This window comes from Solirubrobacter soli DSM 22325, from assembly GCF_000423665.1.
In the GTDB taxonomy this organism is placed as follows: Bacteria; Actinomycetota; Thermoleophilia; order Solirubrobacterales; family Solirubrobacteraceae; genus Solirubrobacter; species Solirubrobacter soli.
In genome coordinates, this window is sequence record NZ_KE384069.1 from 243,626 (window position 1) to 257,703 (window position 14,078).

Here is a 14,078-nt window from a genome sequence, read left to right on the forward strand (position 1 = left end):
CCTAAGAGTGCTTTGGCCGACCAGGCACACATCCGCAACTTCTCCATCATCGCCCACATCGACCACGGGAAGTCGACGCTGGCCGATCGCATCCTGGAGCTCACGCACACCGTCGACCCGCGGTCGATGCGCGCCCAGCTGCTCGATTCCATGGACCTCGAGCGCGAGCGCGGGATCACGATCAAGGCGCAGGCCGTGCGCGTCTTCTACACCGCGCAGGACGGTGAGACCTACCAGCTGCACCTGATCGACACGCCCGGGCACGTGGACTTCACGTACGAGGTCTCGCGGTCGCTCGCCGCGTGCGAGGGCGCGCTGCTGGTCGTCGACGCGTCCCAGGGCGTGGAGGCCCAGACGGTCGCCAACACCTACCTCGCGATCGACGCCGGCCTCGAGCTGATCCCGACCATGAACAAGGTCGACCTGCCGGGCGCCGAGCCCGAGCGGGTGGGGGAGGAGATCGCCGAGCTGATCGGCGAGGATCCGGCCGCGATCCGGCGGATCTCGGCCAAGACGGGCGAGGGCGTCAACGACGTGCTCGAGCAGATCGTCCAGCGCGTCCCGCCGCCCTCTGGCGACCCGGACGCGCCGCCCCGCGCGCTGATCTTCGACTCCGAGTACGACCAGTACCGCGGCGTGATCGCCTACATCCGTGTCGTCGACGGCACCTTCAAGAAGGGCGAGTCGGTCGTCGGTATGGCGACCGGGACGCAGGCCGAGATCGACGACATCGGCTTCTTCACCCCCGCCCAGCTGCCGGCCAAGCAGCTCGGGCCGGGCGAGGTGGGCTACCTGATCACCGGGATCAAGGACGTCGCGGCGCTGGCGGTCGGTGACACGCTGACGGTCAAGTCGCGGCCGGCGAGCGAACCGCTGCCGGGCTACCGGGACGTCAAGCCGATGGTGTTCTGCGGCCTGTTCCCGATGAACAACGACGACTACCCGGAGCTGCGCGACGCGCTCGAGAAGCTCACTTTGAACGACGCGGCGCTGAGCTGGGAGCCGGAGACGAGCGACGCCCTGGGTTTCGGCTTCCGCTGCGGGTTCCTCGGGCTGCTGCACATGGACATCGTCCGCGAGCGCCTGGAACGCGAGTACGACCTCGAGCTGATGGCGACGATGCCGTCGGTGGAGTTCGAGATCACGCTCACAGACGGCAACGTGATCCCGGTCCACAACCCGACCGACATGCCCGACCCGGCGCGCATCGCCGAGGTCCGCGAGCCTTACATCCGGGCGTCGATCCTGACGCCGAAGGAGTACATCGGGCAGATCATGGAGCTCTGCCAGGAGCGTCGCGGCAACCACTCGGGGATGCACTACCTGTCCTCCGAGCGCGTCCAGCTGACGTACGACCTGCCGCTGGCGGAGATCGTGCTCGACTTCTTCGACCAGCTCAAGACCCGCACCAAGGGGTACGCGTCGCTGGACTACGAGCCGATCGGCCTGCGCCCGTCGAACCTGGTCAAGCTCGACGTCCTGCTCGGCGGCGACGCGGTCGACGCGCTGTCGATGGTCGTCCACCGCGACAAGGCGTACGAGCAGGGCAAACAGATGACCGAGCGGCTGCGCAAGCGGATCCCGCGCCAGCAGTACGACGTGCCGATCCAGGCCGCGATCGGCGCCAAGATCATCGCCCGCGAGACCGTCAAGGCCTTCCGCAAGGACGTCACCGCCAAGTGCTACGGCGGCGATATCTCCCGTAAGCGCAAGCTGCTCGAGAAGCAGAAGGAGGGCAAGCGGCGGATGAAGCAGGTGGGTCGGATCGAGGTCCCTCAGGAGGCGTTCCTGGCGGTGCTGGAGCTCGGCGATGATCGATAGGTACCTGGTCGGCCGCGAGAAGATCCGGGAGTACGCGAACGCGATCGGCGAGTTCGCGCCGATCTGCCACGACGTCGAGGCCGCGCGGGCCGCGGGGTACGCCGACGTCGTCGCGCCCCCGATGTTCGCCGCGGTCTACAAGTGGCGGGCGATGGGGCCGGCGGTGCTCGACCCGGAGGTCGGCATCGACTTCACGCGGTTGGTGCATGGCGCCCAGGAGTTCACCTGGGGCGAGCCCGTGGTCGCCGGCGACGAGATCACGACCGAGGCCGCGTTCGTCTCCGAGGCCAAGCGCGCCGACATCACCGTCTACACGTTCAGCTCGCGCTCGACCAACCAGCGCGGCGAACTCGTCTGCGAGGGGACATGGACGAACTTCGTGAGGTGACCGTCACACCCGACCGGTACGTCACGTACCGCTACGCGGGCGCTTCGGGCGACTTCAATCCGATCCATCTCGACGACGAGTTCGCGCGCTCGGTCGAGCTGCCGGGCAAGATCCTCCACGGGCTGTGGACGATGGCGCAGGTCGCCCGCGTCCACGGCGAGGCGGCGGGCGATCCGCTGGCGCTGAAGTCGCTCTCCGTACAGTTCCGCGGTCTCGGCGTGCCGGAGAAGGACATCACGATCACGTCCAAACCGCGCGGTGACGGGGAATTCGACACCGAAGCGGTTCAGGACGGCAACAAGCTCGTCCGCCGCGGTCGGGCAGTTCTTAAACTCTGAGTCGTGCTGACACCGCGACAGGCCCTTCTGCTCGGAAAGGTCGTCGACGGTTTCGCCCAGACCGGTCAGCCGGTCGGCTCGAAGACGCTCGCGGCCGACCCTGAGGTCACCGCGGGGCCGTCGACGATCCGCAACGAGCTCGCCGTGCTCGAGGAGCGCGGGCTGCTCGCGCACCCGCACACGTCGGCGGGGCGGGTGCCGACGGACGCCGGCTACCGCTACTACGTCGACCGCCTGCTGCCGGAGCCGCGCTCGGGGGAGCTCCGGCTCTCGCTGGTGCGCCGCGAGGTCGACGAAGCGATGCGGGTGACCACCGAGACGCTCTCCCAGGTCACGAACCTGCTGGCGATCGTCTCGGCGCCGCCGATCGGGACGACGACGATCCGCCACATCGAGGTCCTGCTGCTCCAGCCGCAGGTGCTGATGGTGGTCGTCATCACGTCCACCGGCGGCGTCTCCAAGAAAGTCTTTACGTTCGATTCACCGCTGGACAGCGGTTTGACCGATTGGGCGGGCTCGTATCTGAACGAGCGGCTCGTGGGTATGGGGCTGGGCGCCCGGATGCTGCACTCAAAGCTCGCGGACCCGTCGCTGGGTGCGCGGGAACGGTCGTTCATCGAAGACCTGGCGCCCGTCTTCACCGAGCTGGTGGAGACCGCCGAGGACACGCTCTACGTCGACGGCGCGCACCGGCTGGTGTCGGAGTACCGGATCCAGGACCTCTCGCAGCTCAACGCGCTGATGGAGATGCTCGAGCGGCGGGTGTCGATGCTCGGCGTGCTCTCCGCCGCGCTCGACTCCCGCAGCTCCTACGTGCGCATCGGGGTCGAGAACCCGCAGCCGGCCCTGCAATCGTTGTCGCTGGTGGCCGCCAACTACGGCTTGCCGCAGCGCAATCTTGGAACCGTGTCGGTGATCGGGCCGACGCGGATGGACTATGCACGCGCGATCCGGTCGGTCCGTGAGGCCGCGTTCGAGCTGTCGCGCTTTATCGAGGAGCTCTACTAGTGCCGCGGGATTACTACGAGGTATTGGGCGTCCCGCGGGATGCCGACGAGGCGACGATCAAGAAGTCGTTCCGGCGCCTGGCGCGGGAGCTGCACCCGGACGTCAACGCGCACGATCCCGACGCCGAGGACAAGTTCAAGGAGGCCGCCGAGGCCTACGAGGTGTTGTCGGACGCCCAGCGGCGCCAGACCTACGACGCCTACGGGCACGACGGGTTGAAGTCCGGCGGGTTCTCGCCCAACTTCGAGGGCTTCGGGTCGATCTCGGATCTGTTCAGCGCCTTCTTCGGCGCCGGCGGCGGGTTCGACACCGCGTTCGGCGGCTCGCGGGGGCGCGGCGGCGCGGTGCAGGGCGGGGACGTCGCGCTGGCCGTGGCGATCTCGCTGGGTGAGGCCGCCCGCGGCACCTCGGTCGAGGTCACCTACGACGCGACCACGCTCTGCGAGACCTGCCACGGCAACGGCGCCGAGCCGGGCACCCCGATCGTCACCTGCGACAAGTGCCGCGGCGCCGGCCAGATCCAGGCCGTCCAGCGCACCCGCTTCGGCCAGATGGTCCGCACCGCGCTGTGCGACAAGTGCGGTGGCGACGGCCGGATCGCCGAGACGCCCTGCCACACGTGCGACGGCCGCGGGATGGTCGCGACCCAGCGCCACGTCAAGGTCGACGTGCCGGCGGGGATCGAGGACGGCCAGCGCCTGCGGGTCACCGGCCGCGGCCACGCGGGCGAGCGCGGCGGCCCTGCGGGCGATCTCTACGTCGTCGTGCGGGTCAAGGAGGACGAGCGCTTCATCCGCGACCGCGAGGACCTCGTCACCGTCGTCGACGTCGCCGCACCGTTGGCGGCTCTGGGAACCAAGATCGACGTCCCGACCTTGGACGGCGACGTGCCGCTCGACATCCCCGCCGGCACCCAGCCCGGCGAGACGATCGTGATGAACGGCCGCGGCATGCCGCCGCTGGGACGCGGCCGCACGGGCGACCTGCGCGTCGTCATCAACGTCGTCATCCCGCGTCGGCTCACCCGCAAGCAGAAGGACCTCCTGCAGCAGTTCAACGAGTCCCTGACGATGGACAACCTGCGCGAGGACGAGGGCATGATCGCCAAGCTCAAGCGGGCGCTGGCAGGTTGAACCGCCTCGGCATCCGGGTCCGCGCGGAGGATGCCGAGCTCGCCTTCGCGCGGCTCGAGCCCGTGCTCGCCGGCGGGGCGGAGGAGGTCGAGCTCGACGACCTCGTCGAGTTCGCGGTCTACGGCGACACGCTGCCGACCGACGAGGCCCTGCGCGCGCTGGCCGGCGACACCCTCGTCGACGTGGTCCGCTCCGAGGTGTCATCAGGCTGGGCCTCGGCCTGGCAATCGCATCTGACCCCGGTGGTCGCCGGCGGCTTCACCGTCCGCCCACCCTGGCTGGACGGCGCGCTCGACGACCTCGTGATCGACCCGGGCCCGTCCTTCGGCGCCGCGTCGCACCCGACCACCCGCCTCTGCCTCGAGTTGCTGCGCGAGTCACCGCCCTCCGCTGTGGCCGACTGGGGCTGTGGGAGCGGCGTCCTCGCGATCGCGGCCGCCCGCCTGGGCTTCGCGCCGGTGTGCGCCGTCGAGCTCGACCCGGCCGCCGCCCACACCGCCCGCCGCAACGCGGCCCGCAACGCCGTCGACGTCGACGTGACCGCCGCCGACGTGACGACGTCGCCCCCGTGGGCGCCGACGATCACCGCCAACCTGACACTCCCACTCCTCGTCGCCACCGCCGCGTCACTGCGCGCCACCGCCTCTCCGCCCGCGGTCCCCGGCGCCGCCGCGCCGCGCGTCGCCGCGCCGCCCGCGGCCCCCGGCGCCTCCGCGTCGTCCGCGGCCCCCGGCGCCTCCGCGCCGCCCGCCGCCGCGCCGCCCGCGGCCCCCGGCGCCTCCGCGTCGCCCGTCGCCGCGGCGTCGCCCGCCGCCGCGTCGCCCACCGCGGCCGTGTCGCCCGGCCCCACGCGCCTCATCGCGTCCGGCTTCCTCGCCACGGCCGCCGACGAGGTCGTCGCCGCGTGGGGCCCGCTCGGCTTCACCGAGCGCGACCGGCGCACGCTCGACGGCTGGGCCGCCCTGGTGCTCGAGCGATGATCCAGCTCACGATCCGCGTCAACCGCGAGGACGCCGGGCTCGTCGTCGCCGAGCTCGCCGCGGTCATGCCGGGCGGGTTCGAGGAGCGACAGGCCGGCGAAGCGATCGAGTACGTGCTCTACGGGGCGGCCGGCGAGCTGCCGGACGTCGGTGACGTGCGCGCGGCGGTCGGCGGGCGGCTGATCGAGGTCTCGACCACCGAGCTGCCCGACGACTGGGGCGAGGACTGGCGGTCCTTCCACAGGTCGTTGGATGTCGGTCCGCTGCGCATCCGCCCGCCGTGGGAGCCTGTCCGCGACGGTGCGCTCGACGTCGTCATCGACCCCGGCCAGGCGTTCGGCACGGGCTCGCACGCCACGACCCGCCTGACGCTCGAGCTGCTGGCGTCGCTGGAGCCGTCCGGCGCGCTCGCGGACTGGGGCTGCGGGAGCGGCATCCTCGCCATCGCCGCGGCGAAGCTCGGCTGGGCGCCGGTGCTCGCGTGCGACGTCGAGCCCGAGTCCGTCGCCGCCACGCTCGACGGCGCCGCGGCCAACGGCGTCACGCTCGAGGTCACCCGCTGCGACGTCCGCCAAGGCGGCCCGCCGGCACCCACCGTCCTCGCGAACCTCGTCCGCCCGCTGCTGCTCGACGTCGCCGCGAACCTCACGACCGTCCCCGACCGCCTGATCATCTCGGGCCTGGAGCGTGACGAGCCGGACGAGGTCGTCCCCGCGTTCGCCCGCCACGGACTGGTCGAGACCCGCCGTCGCACGGGCGACAACTGGTCCGCGATCGAGCTCATACACTCGCGGCCGTGATCACGTTCGACGACGTCCAGGCGGCGGCTCGGCGGCTCGACGGGGTCGCCCACCGCACGCCGGTGCTGACCGGCCGCCACCTCGACGAGGCGACCGGCGCGGCCCGCGTCCTGCTCAAGGCCGAGAACCTCCAGCGCGCGGGCGCGTTCAAGTTCCGCGGTGCGTACAACGCGGTCGCCTCGCTCTCGCCGTCCGAGCGTGCGCGGGGGGTCGCCACGGTGTCCTCCGGCAACCACGCGGGTGCGCTCGCGCTGGCCGCGCGGCTCCACGAGGTGCCGGCGGTGATCCTGATGCCCGACGACGCGCCCTCGGGGAAGCTCGCGGCCACCGCCGGCTACGGCGCCGAGATCGTGAGGTTCAACCGCTACGAGCAGGACCGCGAGGAGCTGCTGGCGGCTCTGGTCCAAGAGCGCGGGCTCGTCCCGGTCCATCCGTATGACGATGAGCGTGTGATGGCGGGCCAGGGCACCGCGGCGCTCGAGCTGCTCGAGGACGCGGGCCCGCTCGACCTGCTGCTCGTCTGCCTCGGTGGCGGCGGTCTGCTCGCGGGCTGCGCGATCACGATGAACGCGCTCTCGCCGCACACCCGCGTCGTGGGCGTCGAACCGGAGCAGGGCGACGACTTCGCCCGCTCGATGGCAGCGGGTGAGCGTGTCCGGATCGAGGTTCCGCGCACGATCGCCGACGGCCAGCAGCTCCCGCTCCCCGGCGAGCTCACGTTCCCGGTCATCCAACAGCTGGTGGACGAGGTCGTCACCGTCACCGATGAGCAGATCGTCGACGCGATGCGCCTGCTCTTCGAGCGCACCAAGACCGTGACCGAACCGAGCGGCGCGTCCGCGTTCGCCGCGCTGCTGGCCGGCAAGGTCGACGCCGCCGGCCTCCGCGTCGGCGTGACGCTGTCGGGCGGGAACATCACCGCCGCCCGCTTCGCCGAGCTCGTGGGATGACCCGGGGCCGCGGGGCGCCGAGGCGCGCGAGCGCCGCGCGGCCCGCGTGCGCCCGGCCGGCGCGCCACGCCGCGGTCCGTCCCACCCGGCGCGCGAGCGCCGCGCGGCCCGCGTGCGCCCGGCCGGCGCGCCACGCCGCGGTCCGTCCCACCCGGCGCGCGAGCGCCGCGCGGCCCGCGTGCGCCCGGCCAGCGAAACACGCCGCGGTCCGTCCCACTCGGCGCGCGAGCGCCGCGCCGCCCGTGCGCCTCGCGGCCACTTCCCGCGCGAGTGTCGACGTTCTCGCGCACAGCTCGACGAACTCGACACTCGCGAACAGTCAGCGCGCCGTGTCGGCGGCACGGCGCCGACGAAGGGCGCGGCCCTGACGCTCGCGGCGCTGGCAATCGTGCTCGGCGCGGCGGCGTTGCATGCTGGGTGGAACGCGCTGGTCGCCGACGCGCGCGACACCCACGCCACGACCGCGGTCGCGCTGCTGGTCGGGGCGGCGGTGTTCGCGATCCCCGCGGCGCTCACCTGGCGCGTCGACAGCGAGGCCTGGCCGTACATCGCCGCCTCCGCGGTGCTCGAGCTGGCGTATTTCGCGCTGCTCGCCGCGGTCTACACGCGGGCGGAGCTCTCGTTCGCCTATCCGATCGCGCGCGGCTCGGCGCCCGTGCTCGTCCTGCTGATCAGCGTGATCGCCCTCGGGTCGGACGTCTCCGCCGCGGCGGCCGTCGGCGTGCTCGCGGTGACCGCGGGCGTGCTGCTCGTGCGCGGGATCGGACGCGACGCGGGCGACCTCGCCTCGCTGCTGCTCGCGCTCGCGGTCGGCGCGTGCATCGCGGGCTACACGCTCGTCGACGACCACGGCGTCCGCCACGCGGCGACGCTCCCGTACTTCGAGCTGATCCTGCTCGGCTCGGCGATCCCGTACGCGGCGACGATCGCCGCCCGCCAGGGCACCGCCACCCTCAAGGCCGCCGCCGACTGGCGCGCCGCCGCCGCCGGCGTCGGCATGGTCACGGCCTACCTCCTCGTCCTCGCCGCCCTCGAGCGCGCCGAGGCCGCCCCGGTCGCCGCACTGCGCGAGACCAGCGTCGTCATGGCCGCGGCCTTCGCGGCGATCGCGGGCCACGAGAAGGTCCCACCCGCCCGCCTCCTCGGCGCCGTCCTCGTGATGGTTGGCGTCGCCGCCGTCGCCCTCGGCTAGCAGAAAGTTACACTCGGTGTACCGCCAGATCCGGGTCAAACCTCAGTTCGCGAGCCGACCGTTTAGATAAAGGAGCCTGACCCCTTAGGTGGGGTTTAGGTTTCTAGGCCGCGGACGAAGCGCCAGCGGCCGTCCTCGTGGGCGAGGGTCACGGTCCAGGTGGCTGGGGCGCGGGCGACGTAGCGGCCGGAAGGGGCGCGCATCGACAGGCGGTAGACGACCTGGGCGAGGGCGTGGCGGCCGGAGACGAAGATGCCGTCGAAGTCGAGGACGTTGACCTTCTGGGCGACCTCGGTGCGGCCGGCGTAGCGTTCCGCGAAGTCGCGCACGCCGTCGGCGCCGAGGGCGGCGAGGACGGGGGCGGAGTAGACCTCGGCGAGGGTCTTCGAGACCTCGGCGGGGGAGGCGCCGCCCTCGGCGGACGAGAGCCGGTTCAGCGCCGCGAAGTCGCGGCGGATGTCGCGCCGGACCGCGCGGAGCTCCGCGCGCGAGCCGACGTCGGCGAACGGGCGCACCGCCGCGGACTTCGCGTTCCCCGAGTCCCCGCCGCCGAGTTTGCTCGCGATCGACCGGATCGAGCCGAGCCCGGGAAGCGCGCCGCGTTGGGTCAAGAGCTGCGCAGGGTCGGGGCGGGCGGCGAGCAGCGTCTGGAACTGCTTCGGAACGGCCCTCGTGTCGACCGCCGGGGCCACGACGGCGCCATTCGCGGTGACGGCCGTGTCAGCCCGCTGCTTGACGACGACGAACCCGACCGCGAGGACCGCCACCACGAGCGCCAACCTGACCATGGCGTGACGGTAGTCCGGCGCACCCGCCGCGGCATGAGGCGGAAGGCCCAAATGCCGCGTGGGCCCGGGCCTAAGCGGGGCCGGCGAGGCGGCGCGAGGGCCCCGTGGGGACGCGGGCTACCCAGGCGACGCGAGGCCCGCGGCGAGGAAGCGGTCGGACGTGCCGGCGCGGGTCTCGATCACCGAGCGGGCCCGGAGGCAGTTCTTCAACCGCCGGGGCGGGACGTTCGGGTCGACGCGAACGACGTGGCCCGCCTTGTCCAGCCAGATCAGGTCGAGTGGGAAGCGCATCGTGAAGGTGTGCACCGAGCGGCACCGGGGGATGTGCAGCGCGGTGGTCGAGGGCATGTCGTCGAGCTTCGCCAGGCCCTTCATGCGGGCGGCGCGGGAGTGCGCCTCCGCGACCCGCAGCCCACCCGGGAGGTCTCGGCCGGGCAGGCCGTCGAGACGCGGGCAGGGCTGCTGATCAGCCGATGCAGAACTCGCAGGCAGGGCGCGGCTTGGACTGGGAAGAACCGGAGCTGCTCGGCGGCGTGTAGGTGTTGGCCGCCGGCGGCGTGTAGGTCGCGGTCGGGCCGGGCGTGGTCGTACGCGACGCGGCCTGCTCTCGCTTGCGAGCCGCGGCGCGCGCCTTGGCCTTCTTGATCGCCCGCTTCTCGGCGGCGACCGCGGCGGTCAGCGCTGCCTTGTGACGACGGTCGGCCGTCGCCCGCTCGCGCAGGAAGTCCGAACGGGCGGCCGCGGCGATGGCCGGGTCAGGCGTCGGCGTGGCGGTCGCGGTCGCCGCGACCGTGGCCGCGACGGTCGGCGCAGGCGTCGCGGTCGAACGCACCGGCTGCGGCGTCGCTGCCGGCTTCGAAGGCGTCTCCGACGACGACGACCCGCCGAGCAGCACCGTGCTGACGAGCACGACGAGCCCGATGCCGATCGCGGCGTACAGCGCCACGAGCAGGACGGGATGCACACGCCGTCCGCCCGGGCGCGGGGCGGCCTTAGAAAGACCAGGCGTGGCCGACGCGGCCGCGGACCGGCCGGAAGGCGCGGCGCCCCACGTGCGCGTGATCGGCGAGCCCCACTCCTCGCTGTCGTCGACGGGCGCGGTCGCGCGGCCGAGCTCGGGGTCCGAGTCCGAGACCGCGGTGACCTCGCCGGCCGCTGCCGCAGCCGCTGCCGCAGCCGCGGATGCCGACGCGAAGGCGGGCGCGGAATCCGCGCCGACGGACGGCGGGTTCCCGCGCGACCAATCATGGCCGCCGAACGACCAGTCATCCGAAGCGGAGCTGTCGCCGTCCACGAAACCCGCTGGCTCGGCGGACGGCGCACGCTCGCCTTCCCACCCGAGACCGTCGTCGTCCTCGTCGACCCACTCGTCCTCGCGCTCGCGCCAGCGCTCGACGCTCGGCAGCTCGCGCACGTCGGGCTCCGACGAAGAAGCAGCAGCAGCATCCATGCCGGAAAGCGCGGACGAGCGCCACTCCTCCCACGCCTCACGGGCGCCCGGAGCAGCCTCAGACGAGGATGACGGCGACGACACGCCCTCCCAGCCCAGGTCGTCCTCCCACACATCTTCATCAGACGACGCGGGCGGCGCCCACGCCGCCGCGGAGGAAGCGGGAACGGCGGCCGCGGCGACGATCGGCGACGAGACACGCTTGATCCGGCGAGCCCCAGCCCTCCGGCGCTGGAGCCGCGGAATCGCGATCAGCGCAACCCCGACGATGGCGACAAGCAGAACTACGACTTCCATTTCGTCTTCCTACATAGTGCCAGCTGAGCCGGCATCCGAGTAGCTCCCGTCCGTATCCCTGGCTCTATTGTGGCCATGTGCCCGCTCGGGAGGAAGAGCATTCCGCCAACTATCTGTCCACCCCGAGCCACCTGGACGCGCCGCCGCCCCAACTGACGCCGGTGATCGTCGCTTTCGGGCTCAAACCCGAACGATTGGTTGGCGCGGAAGCGCGCATCGACGCGGTGCCGGAGCCGCCCACCGCCGAGCAGGTCGGCCTGCTGATCGAAGCATTGAGCTCGGGCATCAAGGCCGGCGGCGCGGTGATCGCGATCGTCCCGGACTGGTTCGCCCCCGAGGCGCTGCAGCGGCTCGAGATGGCGCGCGCGCTGCTGGACACCGGCCGCGTGGCGATCCACAACACCAGCCTGCCGCCACTCGCCGCGACCGCCCTCGCGAGCCTCGCGTCCAGCCTCGGCCCGCGCCTGCCGTCCGCCGGCCTGCTCGCCAGCGCGCTCCCCGGGCTCTCCGAGCAGCTGCACCAGATCACGTGGCTCGGCAGCGTCACCGGCCTCAAGCACCCGGCGCCGACCATCGGCCAGCACGTCTCGAGCCTCACGCCCGGAAGCGCCTTCGGCGTGTCGAGCCATCCCGAGCCCGCGGTGTACAAGCTGCAGTCCGGCCAGCCGTCGGTGCCGCTGCCACGCGTCGTCCGGCCCAGCCGCCTCGCGATCAGCAACCGCAACGGCGACGAGCAGTGGCTGACCGGCCCGGTCAACCAAGCGCTCGGCAACCTCCCGGTCCTGCGCGTCGAGGCGACGCCCCAGGGCCAGGAGTACTGGGGGACCGGCAAGGTGGTCGAGGCGGTCGTGGTCCCCGCCGACCCGGCCGGGCTCGCGCAGGAGCTGCTGCAGACCGTCGACGCGTGGTCGTGCCGCTGGTGCAGCGAGCTGATCGCGCGCTCGCCGTGCCCGCTGTGCGGCCACCGCGCCCGCCCGCGTCGTCGCCCCACGAACCCTCAGCACGGCGCCCGCAAGTAGGTCGCGGGCCGGTTCCCGGCGTCGACAGAGACCTCGCCGTGGTCGAAGTACCGGCGTCCGTCGCAGACCTTCACACCCGAGAGCGAGATCCGCACCGGCCGCTGGTCCACGCCGCCTGTCGCGCATGTGGGCTGACAGTCGGGCATCCGCAGCGTCCCCGCGCCCTCGGCGCCCGAAGCGCCCCAGGACGTCCAGTGCAGATCGATCAGCGTGACGTCGGAGGCCGTGTCGAGCGTCTCCGGCTCGATCGCCACGACGCCGAACGGATCGACGACGCCCACAGCCCCACCGTCGAGCGCCCGGGCGACCGCGCGCCCCGGCGCACGCAGAACAGGCACCGGCACGGCAGGCTGCGCCACGACCGGCCGAGAAGGCCCGTACACCGCCGGGTCCAGCGGCTTGCGCGTCGCCGGCCCCTCGTCGTCGAGCACCCCGCACCCCGCCAGCGCGAGGACGCACACCACGAGCACCCACCTCATACGGCATCCCCGCAGTACTGGTGGAGCATTACCCGCGCCTGCACGGTCACCTGGTCGTAGCGCTCGCCGAAGCCCGAGATCTGGACGGACTGCGAGAGCTGCCCGGCCGTGTACTCCGGATGCTGAGCGTTGTTGATCTTCGCCCGCCGGATGAACTCCCGCGCGGCGCCCTCGGGGTCCATCACCGAGTACCCGCGACCCCAGCCCGTCGAGGTGCGCTGCTGGAAGACGCCCACGGAGTCCCGGTCGCCGTAGGGCAGGTTGCGCACGCCGGACTCGACGATCGCGGTCTCGAACGTCGCCAGGCGGATCTTCGGCGACGCGTCGGTGTCGTCGAGCACGGCGCACAGCGTCGCCGCCACGCGCGGATCGGGGTTGGCGCCGTAGGAGATCCCGGTGCCATACCCGCCGAACCCGCCCGTGAACGGCTCATACGAGGCATTCCAGTCGATCAGCTTGACGTCGAGCCCTGTCTCCTCGAGCGCGCCGACCGCCCCGCCGGCGCCGCCGCCGAGCCCGATCGGGCCGGAGTTGGCGACATCGATGTGGATGTGGTCGAAGTGCCCCGCCGCCTGCCAGATCGTGCGGAACCCGAGCTTCTGCACCTCGCCGACGATCCCGTCGATGATCTGCTTCTCGGTGCCCGGCCCGTTGTCGGCGTTGACGTCGAGCGCGCCCGAGCGCCGGCACTTGTAGTGAAAGCCCTCGGCGGCGTGGACGCCGTCGGCCGGGTTGGAGCCCATCTCGGCGTTCTCGGCGACCGCGAACCCGTGCGCCTGGAGCAGCTTGCCGAGCGTCACCAGGTCGTTGGAGCCGGCGTCATGCCCGCACGTCGGCGGGGAGGAGATCTCGTCCCCGAGGTCCTTCCAATCCCCGGAGGAGATCCGCTTGATCCCACCGCCGCCCGAGGAGCCGATGTTCCCGCCGCCGCCCACAGGCTGCGCGATCGCGAACACGTCGATCCGCGCCCGGGCGCGCGCCGTTCCGCGCGCGTCCTCCTGGTCGAGCCGCTCCGCGTCCTTGCCGAGCGACTGGAGCGTCTGCGTCACCACCTTCACGTCCACGCCGCGGCGCTCGAACTTGATCACGCGCCCGCCGTTCTTGGCCGCGTAGCGATCGGCGGCGGCGCGGATCCGCGTGGGATCGAGCCGCGCGAGGTCGGAGATGCCGTACATGGCGACCTGCGCGGTCAGCTGCGCCTTGATGTCCTCGACCGCGCCGAGCGCCGCGGCGTCGGCCGCCGTCTGCGCCTCGGTGGAGAAGATCGCCGCCCGCCCGACCTGGAAGAACAGCACGCCGAAGGCCAGCAGCGACAGCATCACGACCATCAGCAGCGGAACGATCTGGCCATCCTGGCGGCGAAGATCCACGGTGCGGGAATGTATTCCGGTCGCGGCCCGCTCTCGTAGGTCCCAGGACCCATCTTCAGGCCGGG

Annotated in this window: 15 protein-coding genes; 10 read left to right on the top strand and 5 right to left on the bottom strand. The window is 72.4% G+C overall.

Features of this window, described 5'->3' with window-relative positions:
* Window positions 1-12 precede the first annotated feature (12 nt).
* The 9 genes from lepA (at window position 13) to G569_RS0130705 (ending at window position 8,610) form a co-directional block, all read left to right on the top strand.
* Window positions 13-1,821, top strand: coding sequence for a translation elongation factor 4 (gene lepA / locus G569_RS0130665; RefSeq protein WP_028066252.1), 1,809 nt, complete (start codon window positions 13-15; stop codon window positions 1,819-1,821).
* Window positions 1,811-2,209 (top strand): FAS1-like dehydratase domain-containing protein, encoded by a 399-nt coding sequence (locus tag G569_RS52935; protein WP_053227207.1) that lies wholly within the window; start codon window positions 1,811-1,813, stop codon window positions 2,207-2,209. The genes lepA and G569_RS52935 overlap by 11 nt, the downstream gene beginning before the upstream one ends.
* A complete protein-coding gene (locus G569_RS0130675) occupies window positions 2,188-2,547 on the top strand; it encodes a MaoC/PaaZ C-terminal domain-containing protein (RefSeq protein WP_053227332.1) in 360 nt (119 codons plus the stop codon). The genes G569_RS52935 and G569_RS0130675 overlap by 22 nt, the downstream gene beginning before the upstream one ends.
* Window positions 2,548-2,550: 3 nt before the next feature.
* Complete coding sequence (gene hrcA, locus G569_RS0130680) at window positions 2,551-3,555, top strand: heat-inducible transcriptional repressor HrcA (RefSeq protein WP_028066254.1); 1,005 nt, start codon at window positions 2,551-2,553, stop codon at window positions 3,553-3,555.
* Entirely contained in the window at window positions 3,555-4,688 is a 1,134-nt protein-coding gene (dnaJ, locus tag G569_RS0130685; RefSeq protein WP_028066255.1) for a molecular chaperone DnaJ, read from the top strand. Before hrcA ends, dnaJ begins: the two co-directional genes overlap by 1 nt.
* The gene (locus G569_RS64850) at window positions 4,685-5,668 is read left to right on the top strand and encodes a 50S ribosomal protein L11 methyltransferase (protein WP_053227208.1); all 984 of its coding nucleotides are present in this window, start codon (window positions 4,685-4,687) and stop codon (window positions 5,666-5,668) included. The genes dnaJ and G569_RS64850 overlap by 4 nt, the downstream gene beginning before the upstream one ends.
* Window positions 5,665-6,468, top strand: a complete 804-nt coding sequence (locus G569_RS0130695) for a 50S ribosomal protein L11 methyltransferase (RefSeq protein WP_028066256.1) — start codon at window positions 5,665-5,667, stop codon at window positions 6,466-6,468. Before G569_RS64850 ends, G569_RS0130695 begins: the two co-directional genes overlap by 4 nt.
* Window positions 6,465-7,418, top strand: a complete 954-nt coding sequence (locus tag G569_RS0130700) for a pyridoxal-phosphate dependent enzyme (RefSeq protein ID WP_028066257.1) — start codon at window positions 6,465-6,467, stop codon at window positions 7,416-7,418. The genes G569_RS0130695 and G569_RS0130700 overlap by 4 nt, the downstream gene beginning before the upstream one ends.
* A gap of 388 nt (window positions 7,419-7,806) precedes the next feature.
* Entirely contained in the window at window positions 7,807-8,610 is an 804-nt protein-coding gene (locus tag G569_RS0130705) for an EamA family transporter (protein WP_169542281.1), read from the top strand.
* A 95-nt stretch (window positions 8,611-8,705) separates the two neighbouring features.
* Here the strand turns inward: G569_RS0130705 and G569_RS0130710 are convergent, their stop codons facing one another.
* The 3 genes from G569_RS0130710 to G569_RS0130720 form a co-directional block, all read right to left on the bottom strand.
* Entirely contained in the window at window positions 8,706-9,398 is a 693-nt protein-coding gene (locus G569_RS0130710; RefSeq protein WP_037500323.1) for a hypothetical protein, read from the bottom strand.
* Window positions 9,399-9,515: 117 nt separating this feature from the next.
* Window positions 9,516-9,890 (bottom strand): DUF192 domain-containing protein, encoded by a 375-nt coding sequence (locus G569_RS0130715; RefSeq protein ID WP_306765295.1) that lies wholly within the window; start codon window positions 9,888-9,890, stop codon window positions 9,516-9,518.
* On the bottom strand, window positions 9,865-11,145 hold the full coding sequence (locus G569_RS0130720) for a hypothetical protein (protein WP_157592432.1): 1,281 nt from the start codon (window positions 11,143-11,145) through the stop codon (window positions 9,865-9,867). Before G569_RS0130720 ends, G569_RS0130715 begins: the two co-directional genes overlap by 26 nt.
* A gap of 77 nt (window positions 11,146-11,222) precedes the next feature.
* On the opposite strand from G569_RS0130720, the gene G569_RS59335 reads away from it, so the two are divergent.
* Complete coding sequence (locus G569_RS59335; RefSeq protein WP_157592433.1) at window positions 11,223-12,164, top strand: hypothetical protein; 942 nt, start codon at window positions 11,223-11,225, stop codon at window positions 12,162-12,164.
* On the opposite strand, the gene G569_RS59340 is transcribed toward G569_RS59335, so the two are convergent.
* Both G569_RS59340 and G569_RS59345 read right to left on the bottom strand, forming a co-directional pair.
* Window positions 12,143-12,643: a hypothetical protein gene (locus G569_RS59340; protein WP_157592434.1), complete on the bottom strand. Its 501-nt coding sequence runs from the start codon at window positions 12,641-12,643 to the stop codon at window positions 12,143-12,145. The genes G569_RS59335 and G569_RS59340 overlap by 22 nt on opposite strands.
* Window positions 12,640-14,013 (bottom strand): pilus assembly protein TadG-related protein, encoded by a 1,374-nt coding sequence (locus G569_RS59345; RefSeq protein WP_053227211.1) that lies wholly within the window; start codon window positions 14,011-14,013, stop codon window positions 12,640-12,642. The genes G569_RS59340 and G569_RS59345 overlap by 4 nt, the downstream gene beginning before the upstream one ends.
* Between the last annotated feature and the right edge of the window lie 65 nt (window positions 14,014-14,078).